This window comes from Micromonospora sp. WMMD812, assembly GCF_027497215.1.
GTDB lineage: Bacteria > Actinomycetota > Actinomycetes > Mycobacteriales > Micromonosporaceae > Micromonospora.
In genome coordinates, this window is the sequence record NZ_CP114904.1 from 418,465 (window position 1) to 436,130 (window position 17,666).

Genomic DNA, 17,666 nt, shown 5'->3' on the forward strand with positions numbered 1-17,666 from the left:
AGGTGGCCGCGGGAGGATCCCGCGGCCACCCTCTGTGGCAGGTCAGCGGTTACGCAGCGGAGCGAGCGCGGTGCTCCAGGCCACGACCTGGTCGAGCATGGTGGTGAGCGGGCCCTCGTGGGCCGGGTTCGGCTTGAAGACGCTGAAGTTCTCGAAGTCGCTGAAGAGCGACAGCGCCACCTGGGCCCGCACGTCGGCCATCTGGAGCTCGGCGGCGATCAGGCGCAGGTGCTCCACGGCCCGGGTGCCGCCGACGGAGCCGTAGCTCACGAAGCCGACGGCCTTGTTGTTCCACTCGGCGTAGAGGTAGTCGATGGCGTTCTTGAGGGCGCCCGAGGTGGAGTGGTTGTACTCCGGGGTCACCATCACGAATCCGTCGAACGCGGCGATGGTCTCGGCCCAGCGGAGCGTGTGCGGCTGGGTGTACTGGCCCATCGACGGCGGGATGGCCTCGTCGAGGTGCGGCAGCGGGTGGTCGAGCAGGTCGATGAGCTCGAACTCCGCGTCCGAGCGCTGCTTGGCCGCCTCGAGGACCCAGTGGGCGACGGCTTCGCCGTTGCGGCCCGGGCGGGTGCTGCCGAGGATGATGCCGATCCTGGTCATTGCGTGTGGTGCCCTTCCGGAAGGCTGACAGAACGTCCCACACGCTAGACATTGATTGCGTGGTCAAGCAAATATCGGCCCGGTGTCCACCGTCACAGCGCGGGCAGGCTGTTGCCCGGTCAAGCAACTAGAATGGTTGTCATGTCCGGCACCTCCGCGCAGCCCCTGCGGCCCCTCGATCCCGACGAGGAGGCGCTGGTCCGCGAACTGGTCCGGGTGATCTACGTCCTGCCCCGGGCGATCGACGCCGACATGGTCGCGGACCGGCAGTTGCCCTTCACCGAGTACCTGGCCCTGATGCACCTCTCGGAGGCGCCCGAGCGGCACATGCGGATGAGCGATCTCGCGGCGGCCTGCCAGCTCTCGCTGAGCGGCATGACCCGCACCGTGATCCGGCTCGAGACGCAGGGCCTGGTCAAGCGGGTCCGGTGCGAGGAGGACGCCCGCGGCAACAACGCCGTCCTGACCGACGCCGGCCTCGCCCGCCTGGCGGAGTCCTGGCCGAGTCACCTGGCCAGCGTGCGGCGGCGGCTCCTCGACCACCTCCAGGGCCTCGACCTCGCCCGGCTGGCCCGCGCGTTCCAGGGGGTCGGGACCGCCGACTGAGTCGGGTCGTCCGGTCCCACAACTGTCTCGAAACTGTCGCTAAACCGTCTCAATGTCGGTGGGCGTCGCGTCCAGGTGGCGGTAGACGGTGGCGCGGGAGACGCCCAGCGTCGCGGCGATGGCCTCCACCGAGTGGGTGCCGGCGGCGTGCATCCGGCGCGCCGCCTCGACCTGCTCGTGGCCCATCGCGCGGGGCCGCCCCGGCCGTCGCCGGGCCGGCGTCGACCGGACCTCGTCGGCCGCCGGCGCGGGCGCGGTCAGCAGCCGGCGTACGCCGTCGAGCATGTCCGCGCGGAGCACCTCGTCGGACACGTCGGTGAAGAAGACGACCGGGTCGCTGCACATCGCGACCGCCTGCACCGCCCGGACCCGTTCCCGGCGCCCGGCGTCCGGGCCGGCGATGAACTCGTTGGCCCGCATCGCGATTCGCATCAGCCGGTGGTAGGTGTCGCCCCGCGTGATCAGGGCGATGTCGTGGAAGAGCATGCCGAGTGGCCGACGGTGGGCCAGCATGGTGTCCACCCAGCCCTCGAGCACCGTCCATCGTGCCTGCTCGGTCGGCCGCCCCTCGGCCGCGTCCAGCAGCTTCTCCAGATCGGACAGCAGCGGCTCGACCAGCGCCGCGAGCAGGTGCTCCTTCGCCGGGAAGTGGTACAGGACCGCGGCTTTGGTCAGCCGCAGGCGCTCGCCGATCTGCCGCAGCGAGGTGCGCTGGTAGCCGTGCTCGGCGAACAGGTCGAGCGCGGCGCGCAGGATCCGGCTGCGGGTGTCGTCCACGGGCTCCAGGGTCACGCCGCCAGCGTAACCGCCGTCCTGACCGGTGGCCGGGATCACCGTTGAGCCGACTGACCGACGGTCAGTACAGTGGGATGGTCGGTGCGTCACACGACAGGAGGGGCGATGGCCGTCATCTCGGTCGGAAACCTGGTCAAGACATTCGGCGGCATCCGGGCGCTCGACGGCCTCGACCTGCGGGTCGAGGCGGGGGAGGTGCACGGCTTCCTCGGGCCCAACGGCGCCGGGAAGTCCACCACCATCCGCGTCCTGCTCGGCCTGCTGCGCCGCGACTCCGGCGAGGCACGGGTGCTCGACGCCGATCCCTGGCGCGACGCGGTGCGCCTGCACCGCCGGCTGGCGTACGTGCCCGGCGACGTGAGCCTCTGGCCCAACCTCTCCGGCGGCGAGGCGATCGACCTGCTCGGCGAGCTGCGCGGCGGCCTCGACCGCCGCCGCCGCGACGAGCTGCTGAACGCCTTCGACCTGGACCCGACCCGCAAGTGCCGCACCTACTCCAAGGGCAACCGGCAGAAGGTCGCCATCGTCGCCGCCTTCGCCTCCGACGTCGAGCTGTACGTGCTCGACGAGCCCACCTCCGGCCTCGACCCGCTCATGGAGGCGGTGTTCCAGGACGAGGTCCGGCGGATCAAGCGGGACGGCGCGACCGTGCTGCTCTCCAGCCACGTGCTCGCCGAGGTCGAGGCGCTCTGCGACCGGGTCAGCATCATCCGCGAGGGCCGCACCGTCGAGTCCGGCAGCCTCGCCGAGCTGCGCCACCTCACGCGTACAGCCGTGACCGTGGAGACCGCCCGCCCGGTGGACGGCCTCGACGCGCTCCCCGGCGTCCACGCCGTACGCGAGGTCGACGGGCGTACCCACCTGGAGGTCGAGCCGGCGCACCTGGACGAGCTGCTCGGCCAGCTCATCCGCTTCGGCGTCCGCGCGCTCACCAGCACGCCGCCCACCCTGGAGGAGCTGTTCCTGCGCCACTACGGCGACGAGCGCGCCGCCGACGGGCCGCCGAGCGCCGAGCGCGCCGCCGACGGGCGCCCGAGCGGCGGGTCGCGGCGGGCGGCCGTCCGATGAGCGCCTTCACCGGCACCCGCCGCCTGGCCCGGCTCGTGCTGCGCCGCGACCGGATCCGCCTCGCGATCTGGGTGCTCGGCACGCCCCTGCTCGGGTACGCCCTCGCGGGCAGTGTCGCCGGCATCTACCCGGACGAGGCCGCCCGCGAGGGCTACGCCGCGACCTCGGCGTCCAGCCTCGTCGCCCGCGCCTTCAACGGCCCCATCGCCGGCACCGACCTCGGCGCCGTGGTGGTCGCGGAGACGTACGTGACGCTGGCCCTGATCGTCGCCCTGCTGAGCACGTTCGCCGTCGTCCGGCACACCCGACAGAACGAGGAGACCGGCCGGGCGGAGCTGATCGGCGCCTCCATGGTCGGCCGGTACGCGCCGCTCACCGCCGCGCTGCTCGTCGTCGTCGCGACGAACGTGCTGGCCGCGGCGCTGCTCGCGGTCGCCTTCGCGGGCGGCGGCCTGGCCCTGGCCGGTTCCGTCGCGGCGGCCGCGGCGATCGGCGGCGTCGGGATCGCCTTCACCGGCATCGCCGCCGTCACCGCCCAGCTGTCCGTCACCTCCCGGGGCGCCAACGCGCTCGCCGCCGAGGCCGTCGGGCTCTCCTTCGTCCTGCGCGCCGCCGGCGACGTGCTCGGTGACACCAGCGCCGACGGCACCCGGGTGGACAGCGCCTGGCCGTCCTGGCTCTCCCCGTTAAGCTGGGGCAACCAGATCCGCGCCTTCGTCGGCGAGCGGTGGTGGGTGCTCGCCCTCCCCGTCGCGCTGCTGCTCGCCGCCGTGGCCCTCGCGTACGCCCTCGCCGAGCGGCGCGACCTCGGCGCCGGGCTGGTCGCGCCCCGGCGCGGCCCGGCCACCGCCGCGGCGCGGCTGCTCAGCCCGGCCGGCCTGGCCTGGCGGTTGCAGCGCGGCACGCTGCTCGGCTGGGCGATCGGCGTCGCCGTGCTCGGACTCTCGATGGGTGTGGCGGCCGACGAGTTCAACGCCATGATCGAGGAGAATCCGGCCGCGGCCGAGGCGATCAGTGCCATGGGCGGCGGCGCCGACCTGGTCGACGCGTACCTCGCCGCGATGCTCGGGCTCTTCGCGCTGACCATCGGCGCGTACGTCGTGCAGGCCCTCCTGCGGGTACGCGCCGACGAGGCCGACGGTGTGCTGGAGGCCGCCCTCGCCACCGCGGTGAGCCGCAGCCGCTGGCTCGGCACCCAGGTGCTCGTCGCGGCGCTCGGCGCCCTCGCCCTGCTGCTGCTCGCGGGCGTGACCACCGGCCTCGGTCACGGCCTCGTCGCCGGCGACCCGCTCGGCCGGGCGGCCGACCTCGGCGGCGCCGCCCTGCTGCGCCTGCCCGCTCTGCTCGTGGTGGCCGGCGTGGTGACCGCGCTGTTCGGCCTGCTGCCACGCTGGTCGGTGGCGCTGTCGTGGACGGCGCTGCTGGTGTTCCTCCTGCTCGGGCAGCTCGGCGCGGTGCTGGAGCTGCCGCAGGCGGCGCTGAACCTCTCGCCGTACACGCACATTCCGTCCGTGCCCGCGGTGGACTCGGCGGTCGCGCCGCTGGTGGTGCTCACGGCGGTGGCGGCGGCGCTGCTGGCTGCGGGCGTCGCCGCCTTCCGCCACCGCGACGTGCCGAGCTGACCGACCCGTGCCGCCCGGCTTCGCGCGGGCGGCCACCGCCCAGCTTCGCGCGGGTGGTTGCCGCAACTTCCGGGAAGTTGTCCCCTCCTCGGCGCTCCGAGGCCACTACTTCCCTGAAATTGCGCCCCATACCCCCATATCCGACAGTGCGCGGCGAGCGAGGGTGTCCCCACCGGGGCGGGGTCGATCACAATCGTGCGGTGCGGCGTCGAATGTGGAAGTGGGGCCTGCTCGGCGTCGTCGCCGCGGGGGCGGCGGCCGGCACCGCCTGGGTCTGGCTGCGGTACGACTTCGAGAAGGTCAACTGGACCTGGGGCGTCGTCGCCGGGGTCATCGCGGTCTACCTCCTGCTGGACCAGGTCCTCCGCGCCCAGCCGGCCAGCCTCGCGGCGGCCGGCGTGCACCGCCGGGCGGCCGCCGACGAGCTGATCGAGCTGACCCGGCGGGACCCGACCGACGAGGCCCTGCTGCGCACCGTCGACGAGCCGTACCCGCTGCCCGTGCGCTGGCACACCGCCCCGCAGCGCCTGCTCCCGTCGTGGCGCGCCATCGGCCGGTCCAGCGACGCGACCCCGATGGACCTCGCCGGCCGCGACGGAGCACTGTGGAGCTGCTACCGGGCCGTACCCTCCGGACGGCTGCTGCTGCTGGGGCCGGCGGGCTCCGGCAAGTCGATCATCGCGCTGCGGATGGCCCGAGAGCTGCCCCTGCACCGCGAGCCGGACGCGCCGATCCCGGTGTTGCTGCCGGTCGACTCGTGGGACCCGGACCGGGAGGCCTTCCACGACTGGCTGGTCGACCGGCTCGGCCGGCGGTACCCGCGGCTCGCCGCCGAGCACGTCCGGCGGGACGCCGTGCTGCGCGACCTCGTCGAGACCAACCTGGTCGTGCCGGTCCTCGACGGGCTGGACGAGGTGCCCGAGGAGCGGCTGATCGCCTGCCTCGAGGAACTCAACGCGCTGCCGACCCAGCGGTTCGTCCTGACCTGCCGCACGTCGGTCTACGAGCGCTACCTGACCCAGGGCGAGAAGCTGCGGGGCGCCGCCGTGGTGCTGCTGGAATCCCCGGCGCCCGCCGAGGTCGCCGACTACCTGGTGGACGCGGCCCCGTACCACCAGGTCGACAACTGGTCCGCCGTCGCCGCCACCGTCGGCGCGGAACCGGAGCTGACCGCGGCGCTGTCCACCCCGCTGATGGTGACGATGGCCCGCAGCGCCTTCGACCAGCCGGGCACCGACCCGCGCGACCTGTTGCCACTCGCCCGGGAGCGGGGTCGCCGCTCGGTCGAGGACGATCTGCTCACCCGCGCCGTGGACGCGGCGCTGCGGTCCCGCCGCGGCGGTCAGGGCCTGCGCCGGTGGTTGCCGGTCAAGGCCCGCGCCTATCTCGGCTTCCTCGCCGCGCACCTGGAATCGCTGGACGTCCGGGAGTTCCGTTGGTGGCAGCTGCCGGCCGCGCTGCCCGGGCCGTTCTGGGCGCTCGTCGCCGGTCTGCGTGCCGCGCTGGCGGTGTGGCTGGCGCTCACGCTCTCCCGGGAGGCCCTCACCGCGACCGCCGCCCTGGTCACCGATCCGAACGGCCGGGCCGTCCTCGACGGTGTGACGCGTGCGACGCCGAGCCTGACGGTCGCGGCGTTCCTGCTGGCGGGGACCGTCGCGCTGGTACGCCGAGGCGGGGCGGCGCGGCCCCGCCGGATCGCGTTCGTGGGCGGGCTCCGAGCCCTGCCTCTCGGGCTTTTCGACGGACTGGCCGGCGGCGCGCTGTTGGCGTTCCTGACCTATGGCTTGCTGACCGGGTTCGCCCCGACCGCCCAACTGGTCGCGCTGCTGGACCGGGTGCCGGGGCTGCCCGCGTGGTCCGACCCGGCCCGCGCGGCGGTGCTCGCCGGCGCGCTGTGGTGTGCCTACCGGGGTGTGCGCGCCGCGCTGCGTGTCGACGTCTCGGCGCCCGCGGCCGAACTCGGGGCCACCAGCGTGGCCGAGACCGTCGACGCGGACCGCGCGGCGACCGTCGCGTTCGCGCTGGCGAGCTGCCTCGTCGCCGTGTTCCGGCTGATCGTCGCCGTGGCGCTGCTGCGCCTGGGCGGGGTGCTCACCGCGGTGCCGCCCCTGCCGGCGTTGATCTACGCCGGGTTGGGCCTGGGGTTGGGCTGGTGGCTGCTCCGCAACGGCGGCGGCGCGTGGCTTCGCTTCGCGGTGGCCCGGGCCGTGCTCGCCGCCCGCGGGCGCACACCGCACCAACTGCTCGCGTTCCTGGCGTACGCCGAGTCGGTGGGCCTGCTGCGCCACGGCGCCGGCGGCTACCGGTTCCGGCACGCCCGCCTGCAGAGCCGGCTCTCCGGCGGATCGGTGACCGGGCGTCGGGGGAGCCGCCTGCGCGAGGAGTTCGGCATCGAACTGGCGCGGGCCGGCTACTGGACCGAGGCGGCCCACCTCTTCGCCGAGATCGCGCAGACCCGGGCGACCAACGTCGGACCCACGGACGACCTGGCCGTGGCGGCCCTGCGCAAGGCCCTGCTGGCGGGCGCCGCCTCCGGGCAGTGGACCGGGATGTCCGCGCTGCTGACGCTCGTGCCGCCGCCGGCCACGCCCACGACGTCCGGTGCGGGCCTCCCGCCCGGGCGCGCCCGGATCCTCCATCAGCGGCAGCGGATCGCCCGCCTGGTCGCCGAGGGCGCGCCGCCGGTGGACCTGGTCCTCGCCGTCGAGGAGCTGCGCCGCCACGAGGACGGGAGCGGCCCGGGGCAGCGCGGCATCGAGGAGTTCCTGGCGGTCCTCCAGCTCGCCGCCGGCGACAGCGACGGGGCGCGGACCCGATTGGCGCAGCTGCGCGACAGCACCGACGCGGACCGGGACCCCGGCCCGCCGTCGCCGATCGGGGCGGGACTGCTGGCCCGGCTGCTCGTGGACGCCGGTGACCCGACCACGGCCACCGTCGTGTGCCACGAGGCGCTGCTGCTGGCCGACTACTGGCCGGAGCGGGGCGATCTGCTCGTGACCGCCGAGGCGTGGCGCTGGTCGGTCGAGGTGATGCGGCGGGCCACCGACGAGCGGGCCGAGCTGCTGCGCCGGATCCGCGCCGCCGCGGCCGCGCGACAGGACCACCGCCGGCGGGTCGAGCTGAGCCGGCGCGAACTGGCCGAGATGGGGCTTCAGGCGTGCCATGCCCTGATCGGTCACCAGACGCTGGGGCCGCTCGCGGTGGCCGTGTCCCGGCGGCTGTCCGTCGTCCTCGCCGAGCCCGCGATCGTCGTTCGGACCGTCGGGCGCAGCGCCCCGATGTGGCACGGCGGTTGACGCCGACGGGGCCGCCCGGACACAGGGGGGATGACCTGGTGGCGCTGCGCGGTGTGGTGGCCGCTCAGGCTTCGACCGGTCGGTGCTCTCGCTCCGCCGGACTGACGTCGTCCGGTCCGACGAGCGTGGCGAGGGCCGCCGCCAGGTCCCGGCCGAGGCGCTCGTCCACCCGACGAGCCTCCCCGCGCAGTCCGTACCAGGTCTCCTCGGCGGCCAGCCACAGCAGTTGCGGCACCAGGTCGGTGCAGCGGGCTCGAATCCACTTGGTGCCCTCGACGGCGAGCCAGGCGACCTGGGCGCGACGACTCGGCGGCGCGTTGCCGGGTTCCAGGTCGGGCCGGCGGTGCACGGGAACACCACGCTCACGCAACAGGTCGGCGTACGAGGCGGCGAGCAGGCGGTGGCCCCGCTCGCTGGGGTGCAGCCGGTCGACGCTCCACATGCCGGGGCGGTAGGTGTCGGGGTGCCCGGCGGTGTCGAAGTGGACGGTGCGGTACAGGCTGGCCGCGTGGTCGGTGATCGCGTTGACCGCGGCGATCCGGCGGGCCAGGGGCCGGGCCAGGGTCGCCGGCAACCCGAACATGCGCCCCGGTTCCGGCAGCCGCGCGGTGAGGACGACCGCGCCGGCACGGTGCAGCGTGCTGACGGTCTTGAGTACGGAGGCACCGATGGCGGCGGGATCGAAGGTCGCCCGTAGCGTGTCGTTGACGCCGACGACGACCGATGCGACCGTCGGCCGCAACGCCACCGCGGCGGACAACTGATCCCGCGCCACGTCGGCGGTCAACGCGCCGGTGCGAGCCAGGTTGTGGAACTCCACCGTCCCGGGCGCGCCGAGCCCGTCGGCGAGCAGAGCGGCCCATCCACGCCACGAGCCGTCCGGCATCGGGTCGCCGAGTCCCACGGTGATCGAGTCGCCCAGGGCGACGTAGCGGATGCGATCCGAGGGGCGCACGAGGTAAAGGTCTATGACCCCCGTACCGGCAGAGCCACATCGGCCCGACCGCCGGGCGAACGTCCAGCGAACCTCGCGTCTCCTGGTCAGCTCGACGTGGTCACGGCGACGATCCCGCAGCCGACCACGACGACGAGCAGCGTCAACAGGACGATCGCCAGGATGCCGCCGGGCCGGGCGAGGACCGGCTTTCCGGGGTCGAGCGGTACGGGCGAGTGTGCCGCGACGCCCGGCGTCGGCCGGGGTGGGTCGAGTCGCAGGACGCGTCGCAACCGGACGCGGTCGAAGAGCAGGAAGATCGGTATGGCGATCACACCGATGCCCCACCAACCGCCGAGCAGGCTCCGGTTCGTGTGGTGCCGGAACATCGCGAGGCCGCAACTCCGGCACATCCAGCCGCGGTGGCTGGAGACGATGTAGAGGATCACGACGCTGGTGACGGACTGGAATGCCGTCCGCACCGCGGGCTGCCCCCCGCAGAACTGGCATTCGCCGTCGAGGGGCGGACGCAGCGCGGGAGGTGCGGGAGATGTCGCGTCCCCCGGCAGTGGCTGTGCTGACATGGTGAGTTCCGGATTCGCGGGGATCGGTCGACGTTCGGTCAGCTGGCCGGCGCGGGGTAACGGTCCCCGCCGGTCTGGCGGAGCGCCGCCACCACCTGGTCCGTCGACTCCTTCACGTTGTGCAGGTCGGCGACCCGGTAACCCCGGAGCCCGGTCAACTGGACGTCCGGCGGTAGCGGCCGCTCGGTCGAGTCGGCCGTCCACACCGTCAGGAGGCTCGGCCGGTTGAACTTCCCGGAGTTCGGCCTCTGCTCGACCGTGACCCGGTTGACCTCCGCCCACGGGAAGACCAGGGTGTGCGTCCCGCTGACCCAGGTGACGCCGTGCTCGTCGATGCGCACGGAGAACGCGCGACGGCTGTCCCGCACCGCGCCGATGCCGCCGACGAGTGCGAGCAGCGCCATCAGGTAGCCGATCCAGTCGCCCAGCACGAACTCGCGGCCCGTCGCCGCCAGGAGCTCGGGCGAGAACGCCAGGACGACCGCCAGCGCCAGCAGGCCCGGCCCACGAACGTACGGCTTCCAGTTCCGATGCAGCTCCACAGTGCATTCCTCCCCCGTATGGATGACGCGAGGATGCTAGTCAGCACCGGAAGCTCCGGCGATCATGGCAGAAGGTGCGGACGGGCGAGAAGTGGTACGAAGGACCGCGCGCTGATGATCAAGATTTGGTGTCGCTTTGATCTCGGGTGCGGTGACGGTGACCCTCCGCCGTCGCGTTGACCTTCGAGCCCGCGGGGCGCCTCCAGGCGTCCAACTGACCGCTTTCTGCTGTTCATGATTCAGTGATTCGGCATCGGTACCGTCCCGGCCATGACCCGGACGGCGCAGGCAGCACATCCGACAGTCGGCCGGCGGCAGCGGCTCCGGCTCGCGGTGGAACATCTGCTGCTGTTCTACGGCGTCGTCGCGGCGTACGCCTGGTTCGACATTCCCGGCGGCCCGATCCCGCCGCTGCTCCTGCTCGGAGTGGCCGCCGCGGTCTACCTACGTCGGCGGCCCGACTTCGACCGGGCCGACCTGACCCGGGCCGCGGCCCTACGCCCGGCACTGCCCGCCATCCTCGGTGTCTGGGTGGTCATGTTGGTGCTCGCCGCCGCGCTCGTCGCCCTCACCATGCCGCACCGCCTGTTCGAGCTGCCCCGCGAGGCGCCGCTGATCTGGCTCGCGGTGATGGTGTTCTATCCACTGCTGTCGGTGTACCCGCAGGAGCTGATCTTCCGGGCGTTCCTGTTCCATCGGTACGGTCCGGTGTTCGGCACCGGCACCGGGCTGGTGGCGGCCAGCGCCGCCGCGTTCGGCTTCGCGCACATCATCTTCGGCAACGTCTGGTCGGTGCTGCTGACCCTCGCGGCGGGCTGGCTGTTCGCCCGCCGGTACCACCAGACCCGGTCGCTGCTGGCCACGTCGGTCGAGCACGCGCTGTACGGGATTCTCGCGTTCACCGTGGGCCTGGGCGACCTCTTCTACCACGGCGCCACGACCTGACCGCACTCGCCGAGCCCGGTGCCGGCCTCTCCCCGATCGTTGGCGGCCGAGGTTCGGGCGATCGTTGACGTGCCAGCGGGCCGACGCACGGCGTGTCGAGTCACCCGGCTGTCAACGATCGGCGGACGGCTGGGGTGGGACGGTGGGGGTGGCCAGCGGGCCGGGGTGGGGGCGGCGGCTCCGGGTCAGCAGGTCCTCGACCCACCGGGCGGCGTCGCGCTGCCTGCTGAGCAGGAAATCCCGCGCCTCGGCCAGGTCTTCGTCGTCGTCCGCGTCGAGGTGGTCGTTCAGGATCGCGACCCACCGTCGGCTGAGCTGCTCGGCGTGCCGTGCCCGCCGTAGGTGCTCCTCGAGTTCGCAGTCCAGGGCGACCAGCCGGTCGACGTGCGGTTGGAGCCGCCGCCGGATCCTCTCCTCGAGCCGGACCGAGACGTCGGGCGCGCAGGTGACCTCGACGTCACCGCGCCGGTAGGTCCACGGGGCCTGCTCGGCGAACGTCCGCAGCAGCTGGGTCTCCAGCTCCGCCGCCTGGTGCGGGGCCAGGTCGCGGGCGGCGTCGGTGGCCAGGCGGGTCAGCCGCTGGACCGCGTGCGGGGTGAAGTACTGCGCGTACCAGCTCAACACCTCGGCACGCAGGCTGGTCGACGAGGACCAGGCGAAGGTGACGTGGAGCTGGAAGTGGTAAACGTAACCCCGCGCGGGCACCACGATCATCCCGGGCACGTCGCGTTGCTCGACGAGCGGACCGGGCGGTGGTGGTGTGGGATCCAGCCGGGCCGGCGGGTCGTCCTGCAGCGACGTGAGCATGCGGTCCCAGCCCCGCTGCACCCCGCGCAAGCTGCGAAGGCTCGCGTCGCGGGTGGTGGTCAGGCCGCGGATCGCCCGCTGCCGCCACCGGCCCGTGGAGGTCGGCTCCGTACCGGGGGCGCCCGTCATGCCACCCCTCCCTGGCCACGGATCCGCGTTCCCACGCTAACAACGGGTAGCCGATCCGCTCGCCGCCACGCCGACGCGACACCGCCCCGTTGCTTGATGATCGTCGGGTGGCCGTGTGCCGGTCAGGTGCGGACGACATCCTGCCCGGGTGCGGACACTGCCCACCGTCCACGGGTACCGGATGCTCGGCGGCGTGGGCGCCACGCTCATCGCCGTCGCCGGCCTGGCTGCCGGCGCGCTGCCGGTCGAAACCGGCCCCGCCTGGTGGACCGACCTGCGGCACCTCGCCGAGCCGGCGCTGCTGTGCGGGTACGCGGGACTGACCCTCCTCGTCGCCGCCTGGTGGTGGGCCGGGCGGGACCTGCGCGCCACGAGCCGCCGCGCGGCGGGAAGCGAGTCCGCGGGGGAGTCGGGAGCCCGGCTCGACTGTCGCTCGGCGGCTCTCACCCTGGCGTGCTGGGCCGGACCGTTGCTGCTCAGCCCACCACTGTTCAGCCGGGACGCGTACAGCTACCTCGCCCAGGGGGCGATGGTGCTCGCCGACATCGACGTCTACCGCCACGGCGTGGCGGCGCTCGGTGGGCGGCTCGCCGCCGAGGTGCCGCAGATGTGGCAGCAGACGCCCGCGCCGTACGGGCCGGTCTTCCTCGCCATCGCCGCCGTCGTGTCGGGGCTGACCGGCGGCAAGCTGGTGCTCGGCCTGCTCGGGCTGCGGCTGGTCGCGCTGGCCGGGGTCGCCCTGCTGCTGCGGTACCTGCCCCGGCTGGCCCGGCACTGCGGGGTCGATCCCGGCGCCGCGCTCTGGCTCGGCGTGCTCAACCCGCTGGTGCCGCTGCACCTGGTCGCCGGCGCGCACAACGAGGCGGTGATGCTGGGCCTCCTGGTCGCCGGGCTCTGCCTGGCCTTCGAACGCCGGTTCGGCACCGCCGCCGTGCTCATCACCCTGGCCGCGCTGGTCAAGGCGCCGGCGGTGGTGGGCCTGCTGGTGGTGGTGTCGCTCGCCGCGCGGTACAGCGGCCGGCGGGTCGCGCTGGCCCGCACCGCCGGCTTCGCGGCGGGCACCGCGGCCGCGGTCACCTGGGCCACCGGCATCGGGTTCGGCTGGATCAGCGCGCTCGGCACGCCGGTGTACCGGCACAGCTGGTCGGTGTCCAGCGCCCTCGGCCGGGGCGCGACAAGGCTGGCCGGCGCCCTCGGGCTGGAATTGGGGGACGGCCCCATGCGCCTCTGCCTCGGCCTCGGGCTGCTCGCGGCGCTGGCCGCCGCCGCCGCGGCCTGGTGGCAGCGACGGCGGCTCGGTCCGGCGTACGCCCTGGGGCTCGCCCTGGCGGCGGTGGCGCTGCTCGGACCGGCGACCCGGCCCTGGTACGCCCTCTGGGGTCTGGTCCTCATCGCGGCGGCCGCGCCGGACGGGCGGGCCCGGCCGGCGGCGGCGCTCGGCGCGGTGGTGCTGGCCTTCGTGGCGCTGCCCAGCGGGTTCGGACCGGACCGTGTCCAGGCGGTGCTCGCCGCGGCGGGCGTGCTGGTCGGGCTGCTCGCGGTCGGCTGGCTGCGACTGCTCACCGCCCCGCTGCGGCTGTCGACGGCGGTGGCGCGGTGAGCGCCGACGGTCGCGTGGTGACCGGCGCCAACGGCGCGGTGAGCGCCGGCGGTCGCGTGGTGAGCGGTGCCGACGGCGCGGTGGGCGGCGGCGGGGGGCGGCGCGTGGACCGGCGCCGGGTGCTGCTGGTGGCCGGGTTGGCCACGGCGATCGGCGTGCTCATCGCGGTGCTGCCGGGGCACCGCGGCTGGTTCGACGTCGGGGTGTACCACGGCGCGGTCGGGTACTGGGTGCGCGGGGGCGACCTGTACGAGTGGATGACCTGGAACGGGTACGGCTTCACCTACCCGCCGTTCGCCGCGGTCATCATGATGCCGATGGCCGCGCTGGCCTGGTACCCGACGATCGTGCTACATCTGCTGCTCACGGCGGTGGCGACCGCGTTCCTGCTGATGCTGCTGGTCAACCCGCTGGTCCGGCGTGCGGGCTGGAGCCGGTGGTACGCGCTCGCGCTGGCCGCCTGCCTGTTGGCCGGGCTCAACCCGGTCCGGGACACGGTCAGCTTCGGGCAGGTCAACCTGCTGTTGGTGGCGCTGGTCTACCTGGACCTGTGGCTGCTCGAACGCGGTCACCGGGCTGCCGGCATCGGTATCGGGCTGGCCGCGGCCATCAAACTCACCCCGGCGATCTTCATCGGCTACCTGTTGGTCACCCGGCGCTGGCGCGCGGCCGCCACGGCCACCGGCACCAGCGCCGCCGCCACCGTTCTCGCCGCCGCGGTGGCCCCGGGCGCCTCGCGCACCTTCTTCACCGAGGCGCTCTGGGACACGGAGCGGATCGGCAAGCTCGCGTACGTGTCGAACCAGTCTCTGCTCGGGCTGGTGGCCCGGCTCGACCGGGACCACCCGGACCGGCGGCTCTGGCTGGTCCTGGTCGTCGCCACGCTGGCGGTGTGGTTCGTCCGCTCCCGGCGGGCGGCCCGGGCCGGTAACGAGCGGGCCGGCTTCGCGCTGACCGGGATCGCCGCGTGTCTGGTCAGCCCGATCACCTGGGTGCACCACCTGGTGTGGCTGGTGCCGGGGCTGGTCCTGGTCGCCGCGTCGACGCTGCCGTGGCCGCCGGGCGACCCCGTGGCCCGCCGCAGGCTGAGGGCGGGCGTCGCGGGGTACGTGGTGCTCGCCAGCGGGCTGGTCTGGGTCTTCGCCAACGACCCGGGGACGGTGGTCGGGTTCGTCGGCGGCAACAGCTACCTGTTCGTGTCGATCGCGCTGCTCGCGTTCCTCCCGATCGGTGCGACCCGCACCGCTCCCGCGTCACCGCCCGGGTCGTCGTCCGGCCCGCTGGAGCCGATCCCGGCACCGCGCGTTTCGGTGCCGGCCGGGCCGTCGGGTGGGGTGCCGGCCGGGTCCGCGCCGGGCCTCTCCGGCGGCGTGGCAGTCGGTTGATCGGCGCCGTTCACCGGACATTGTGGAGCGGTTAGGGCGGAACACCTGTTCCGATCACCGCGCGCGGGCCAGACTGATCGTGATTCGACAGTGACATAAGTCGATGTCTCGAACGGTCTGGAGGCAGCATGTCCACCCTCGCATCCCCGCCCTCGGCGCCCGGCGCGACCCGCCGGCTCGCCACCACGCTCGCCCTGCTCGTCGCCATGGTCGCCGCCGCGCTGGTCGGCCCGTCCGTGGTCGCGCCGAAGCTGACCGACTCGGCCTCCGCCGCGGTCTACAGCTCGTGCACCATGACCCGCTGCGCGGACGCGCGGACGGCCCGCTCCGGCTGGGCCGCCAAGGGCTTCCCGACCACCCGCGGCTGGTACAGCTGGAGCGGCGGCCTCTCCAACTTCGCCGGCGGCCGGTTCTACAACTACGAGGGGCAGCTGCCCGCCAACGCCACCTACTACGAGTACGACGTGTACCCGCGCCGGAACGGGGCGGCCCGGGACGCGTACCGGATCGTGGTGAACAAGAGCACCGGCGTCACCTGGTTCTCGCCGAACCACTACGGCGACTTCTACCGGCTCTGACCCACCCGCCGGGGCCGGCCGCTGACGGTCGGCCCCGGCACCGCACCGCCGGCGTCGCGTGCGCCGGCCGAACCAGGAGGTCCGATGACCGACCAGGACGACCAGTCCGTCGGGTGGCTCACCGCCGGCCGGGACGCCGAACCGGACGACCCTGCCGCGGTGCCGTTGGCCGGCGCGGCGGCGCGTACCCGTGGCGCGCTCTTCACGGCGCTCGCCGACGCGCTCGCGCTGCCGGCCCACTTCGGCCGCAACTGGGACGCGCTCGCCGACGTGCTCCGCGACCGGCTGGCCGCGGCGCCCCTCACCCTGCGCGTCGACGACGCCGGTCAACTGCTTGCCGACGAGCCCGCCGGCCAGTACGCCCGCTTCCTCGCCGTGTTCGGCGACGTCGCCGCCGACGCCCCCCACCCCCTGCAGGTCGTGCTGCGCGACCGCCCACACGCCTGACCGGCGCCCGCGTGATTAGTCGATCATGCAGTTGTGCTGGTGGACAGAAGGTGCATAGCGCCATGCGTCGGGCACCACATGTGCATGATCGCCGGTAACCGTGACGATCCGGGTCAGTGGTGGTGGGCGGGTTGGTCCAGGATCGCCGCGAACCGCTCCTCGGCCAGGTCGAGCTGGGCCAGGATGTGCCGCTTCACCGGCGCCGAGAGCGGCGTGTCCGGCCGCGTGACCAGCTCCCGGAAGACCGGCACCAGCGGCCGGTACTTGCGGGCCGAGGACTCCACCTTCGGGCCGACGGTGTGGATCACGCCGACCCCGTTGTCGGTGAAGTCGGACACCTTGATCACCCGCGCCCAGGGCTCCCGGTCGAGGCTGACCGCCACGTGCTCGCGGTACTGCTCGTTGCGGTCGCGCGCCGGGTCGTAGCGCGGGTTGGTGACCGCGGCGACCAGGTGGGCGACCCGCGGGCCGAACCGCGCGGCGAGCGTGGCCAGCGCCGCCGTGGTCGGGTCGTCGTCGGCGTCCGCCCCGGCCAGCTCGGCCGGGTGGTCCTCGACCGCGTCGTGCAGCAACCCGGCGACGATCACGTCCACGTCGCGCACCTGGTAGTGGTGCATCATCCGGATCGCCACCCGGAGCAGGTGGTTCAGGTACGGCTCGCGGACCCGCCGGTCGTCGCGGTGCAGCTCGGCGGCCAGGTCGAGCGCCGCGGTCAGCCGCTCCCGGGCCGGCTCGTCGAAGGACTGGATCTCCAGCCGGAAGCGCTCCAGCAGCCCCGCCTCGCCGTGGATCTCGGTGATCGCGTGCATCGGCATGGTGGCCAGGTACGGCGGGAAGTCCATGCGTCACTTATAGCCGATCTTCACAATCCGTTCCGCCCCGCGACTCGCCCGACCCGTCGTGCGTTACCGGACCGCCGCGTGGCACGCCCGAGCGTCGCGCGTCACCGATCCGCCCCGCCGGCGCGGCTCGGCGGCGCGGCGGTCACCCGGACCGCCTTGACGATCGCCGGAATCGACCCGATCAGCAGCACGAGGCCCCAGATGATGGCGACCACCGCGAAGACCAGCGCGCCCACGTCGTCGAGGATGCTCACCAGGATCACCGGCACGAGGCGGTGCAGGAACTCCAGCAGCACCGTGCCGAGCAGGGTGGTGAGGATCAGCAGGACGAGACCCTTGTTCTGCAGGAAGCGCGGCTGGGCCAGGATCAGCAGCGCCGCCCAGGCCAGCTTGAGCAGCAGCGCCAGCCCGAGCAGCAGCGTCGCGTCACCGACCGGGAAGAAGCCCCACAGCGCCAGGTACGCGATCGTGCCGAACGGCGTGGCCAGGAAGAGCGAGACCATGACGGACAGCTCGACGAACGCCACGACCAGCGTGATCAGCGAGATGACGATCAGGATGATCGAGAAGATCAGGGTGGCGACGCCCTGCACCCGGCCCTGGACCCGGTCGGGCAAAACCAGGCTCAGGCAGTACAGCCCGGTGCTCCAGACCGCGACCGCGTCGATCAGCGCCAGGTAGCCGGTGCCCCGACCGGACGGTTCGCTGACCCCGGCCACGTCGCTCAGCTCGACGTCGAGCGCGTCGGCGCTGTCCCGCAGCGCGGCGCCGGCGTCCCCGCCACCGGTGAGCAGCCCGGCGCCGAACTCCACGCCGATCGCCAGGACGATCGCGAGCATCGCCAGCAGCAGGAACGGCTTGCGCAACTCACCCACGGCGGGCC

The 17,666-nt window shown here is 73.7% G+C and carries 17 protein-coding genes; 9 read left to right on the forward strand and 8 right to left on the reverse strand.

What is annotated here, in order from left to right:
• Positions 1 to 42: 42 nt before the first annotated feature.
• Complete coding sequence (locus tag O7603_RS01815; RefSeq protein WP_281573915.1) at positions 43 to 603, reverse strand: NAD(P)H-dependent oxidoreductase; 561 nt, start codon at positions 601 to 603, stop codon at positions 43 to 45.
• Between the two features lie 141 nt (positions 604 to 744).
• Here O7603_RS01815 and O7603_RS01820 point away from each other — a divergent pair, with 141 nt between their 5' ends.
• Positions 745 to 1,209, forward strand: a complete 465-nt coding sequence (locus O7603_RS01820; RefSeq protein WP_281573916.1) for a MarR family winged helix-turn-helix transcriptional regulator — start codon at positions 745 to 747, stop codon at positions 1,207 to 1,209.
• Positions 1,210 to 1,248: 39 nt separating this feature from the next.
• Here the strand turns inward: O7603_RS01820 and O7603_RS01825 are convergent, their stop codons facing one another.
• Positions 1,249 to 2,001 carry a TetR family transcriptional regulator gene (locus tag O7603_RS01825; protein ID WP_281573917.1) on the reverse strand — a complete coding sequence of 251 codons (753 nt, stop codon included), beginning with the start codon at positions 1,999 to 2,001 and terminating at the stop codon, positions 1,249 to 1,251.
• 108 nt (positions 2,002 to 2,109) lie between these two features.
• On the opposite strand from O7603_RS01825, the gene O7603_RS01830 reads away from it, so the two are divergent.
• The 3 genes from O7603_RS01830 (at position 2,110) to O7603_RS01840 (ending at position 7,990) form a co-directional block, all read left to right on the forward strand.
• The gene (locus tag O7603_RS01830) at positions 2,110 to 3,072 is read left to right on the forward strand and encodes an ABC transporter ATP-binding protein (RefSeq protein ID WP_281573918.1); all 963 of its coding nucleotides are present in this window, start codon (positions 2,110 to 2,112) and stop codon (positions 3,070 to 3,072) included.
• Positions 3,069 to 4,694, forward strand: a complete 1,626-nt coding sequence (locus O7603_RS01835) for an anibiotic ABC transporter (protein WP_281573919.1) — start codon at positions 3,069 to 3,071, stop codon at positions 4,692 to 4,694. The genes O7603_RS01830 and O7603_RS01835 overlap by 4 nt, the downstream gene beginning before the upstream one ends.
• A 200-nt stretch (positions 4,695 to 4,894) precedes the next feature.
• Complete coding sequence (locus tag O7603_RS01840; protein WP_281573920.1) at positions 4,895 to 7,990, forward strand: hypothetical protein; 3,096 nt, start codon at positions 4,895 to 4,897, stop codon at positions 7,988 to 7,990.
• 64 nt (positions 7,991 to 8,054) lie between these two features.
• Here O7603_RS01840 and O7603_RS01845 read toward each other — a convergent pair whose 3' ends face one another.
• The 3 genes from O7603_RS01845 to O7603_RS01855 all read right to left on the reverse strand — a co-directional run bounded on the left by O7603_RS01845 (position 8,055) and on the right by O7603_RS01855 (position 10,050).
• Positions 8,055 to 8,945, reverse strand: coding sequence for an SGNH/GDSL hydrolase family protein (locus O7603_RS01845; protein ID WP_281573921.1), 891 nt, complete (start codon positions 8,943 to 8,945; stop codon positions 8,055 to 8,057).
• A gap of 86 nt (positions 8,946 to 9,031) precedes the next feature.
• Positions 9,032 to 9,406, reverse strand: coding sequence for a hypothetical protein (locus O7603_RS01850; RefSeq protein WP_281573922.1), 375 nt, complete (start codon positions 9,404 to 9,406; stop codon positions 9,032 to 9,034).
• A 140-nt stretch (positions 9,407 to 9,546) separates the two neighbouring features.
• The gene (locus O7603_RS01855; RefSeq protein WP_281573923.1) at positions 9,547 to 10,050 is read right to left on the reverse strand and encodes a hypothetical protein; all 504 of its coding nucleotides are present in this window, start codon (positions 10,048 to 10,050) and stop codon (positions 9,547 to 9,549) included.
• 270 nt (positions 10,051 to 10,320) lie between these two features.
• Between O7603_RS01855 and O7603_RS01860 the strand changes: the two genes are divergently transcribed.
• Positions 10,321 to 10,995, forward strand: a complete 675-nt coding sequence (locus O7603_RS01860) for a CPBP family glutamic-type intramembrane protease (RefSeq protein WP_281573924.1) — start codon at positions 10,321 to 10,323, stop codon at positions 10,993 to 10,995.
• 111 nt (positions 10,996 to 11,106) lie between these two features.
• On the opposite strand, the gene O7603_RS01865 is transcribed toward O7603_RS01860, so the two are convergent.
• On the reverse strand, positions 11,107 to 11,931 hold the full coding sequence (locus O7603_RS01865; RefSeq protein ID WP_281573925.1) for a hypothetical protein: 825 nt from the start codon (positions 11,929 to 11,931) through the stop codon (positions 11,107 to 11,109).
• Positions 11,932 to 12,079: 148 nt separating this feature from the next.
• Here O7603_RS01865 and mptB point away from each other — a divergent pair, with 148 nt between their 5' ends.
• From mptB to O7603_RS01885, 4 genes are all read left to right on the forward strand, one after another.
• Entirely contained in the window at positions 12,080 to 13,531 is a 1,452-nt protein-coding gene (gene mptB / locus O7603_RS01870) for a polyprenol phosphomannose-dependent alpha 1,6 mannosyltransferase MptB (protein WP_281573926.1), read from the forward strand.
• Positions 13,528 to 14,916 (forward strand): glycosyltransferase 87 family protein, encoded by a 1,389-nt coding sequence (locus O7603_RS01875; RefSeq protein ID WP_281573927.1) that lies wholly within the window; start codon positions 13,528 to 13,530, stop codon positions 14,914 to 14,916. The genes mptB and O7603_RS01875 overlap by 4 nt, the downstream gene beginning before the upstream one ends.
• A gap of 128 nt (positions 14,917 to 15,044) precedes the next feature.
• Positions 15,045 to 15,494, forward strand: a complete 450-nt coding sequence (locus O7603_RS01880) for a ribonuclease domain-containing protein (protein ID WP_281573928.1) — start codon at positions 15,045 to 15,047, stop codon at positions 15,492 to 15,494.
• A gap of 84 nt (positions 15,495 to 15,578) precedes the next feature.
• The gene (locus O7603_RS01885) at positions 15,579 to 15,941 is read left to right on the forward strand and encodes a barstar family protein (protein ID WP_281573929.1); all 363 of its coding nucleotides are present in this window, start codon (positions 15,579 to 15,581) and stop codon (positions 15,939 to 15,941) included.
• Between the two features lie 113 nt (positions 15,942 to 16,054).
• Here O7603_RS01885 and O7603_RS01890 read toward each other — a convergent pair whose 3' ends face one another.
• Together O7603_RS01890 and O7603_RS01895 are read right to left on the reverse strand one after the other, a co-directional pair.
• Entirely contained in the window at positions 16,055 to 16,783 is a 729-nt protein-coding gene (locus O7603_RS01890; RefSeq protein WP_281573930.1) for an HD domain-containing protein, read from the reverse strand.
• Between the two features lie 101 nt (positions 16,784 to 16,884).
• Entirely contained in the window at positions 16,885 to 17,658 is a 774-nt protein-coding gene (locus O7603_RS01895) for a hypothetical protein (RefSeq protein WP_281573931.1), read from the reverse strand.
• Between the last annotated feature and the right edge of the window lie 8 nt (positions 17,659 to 17,666).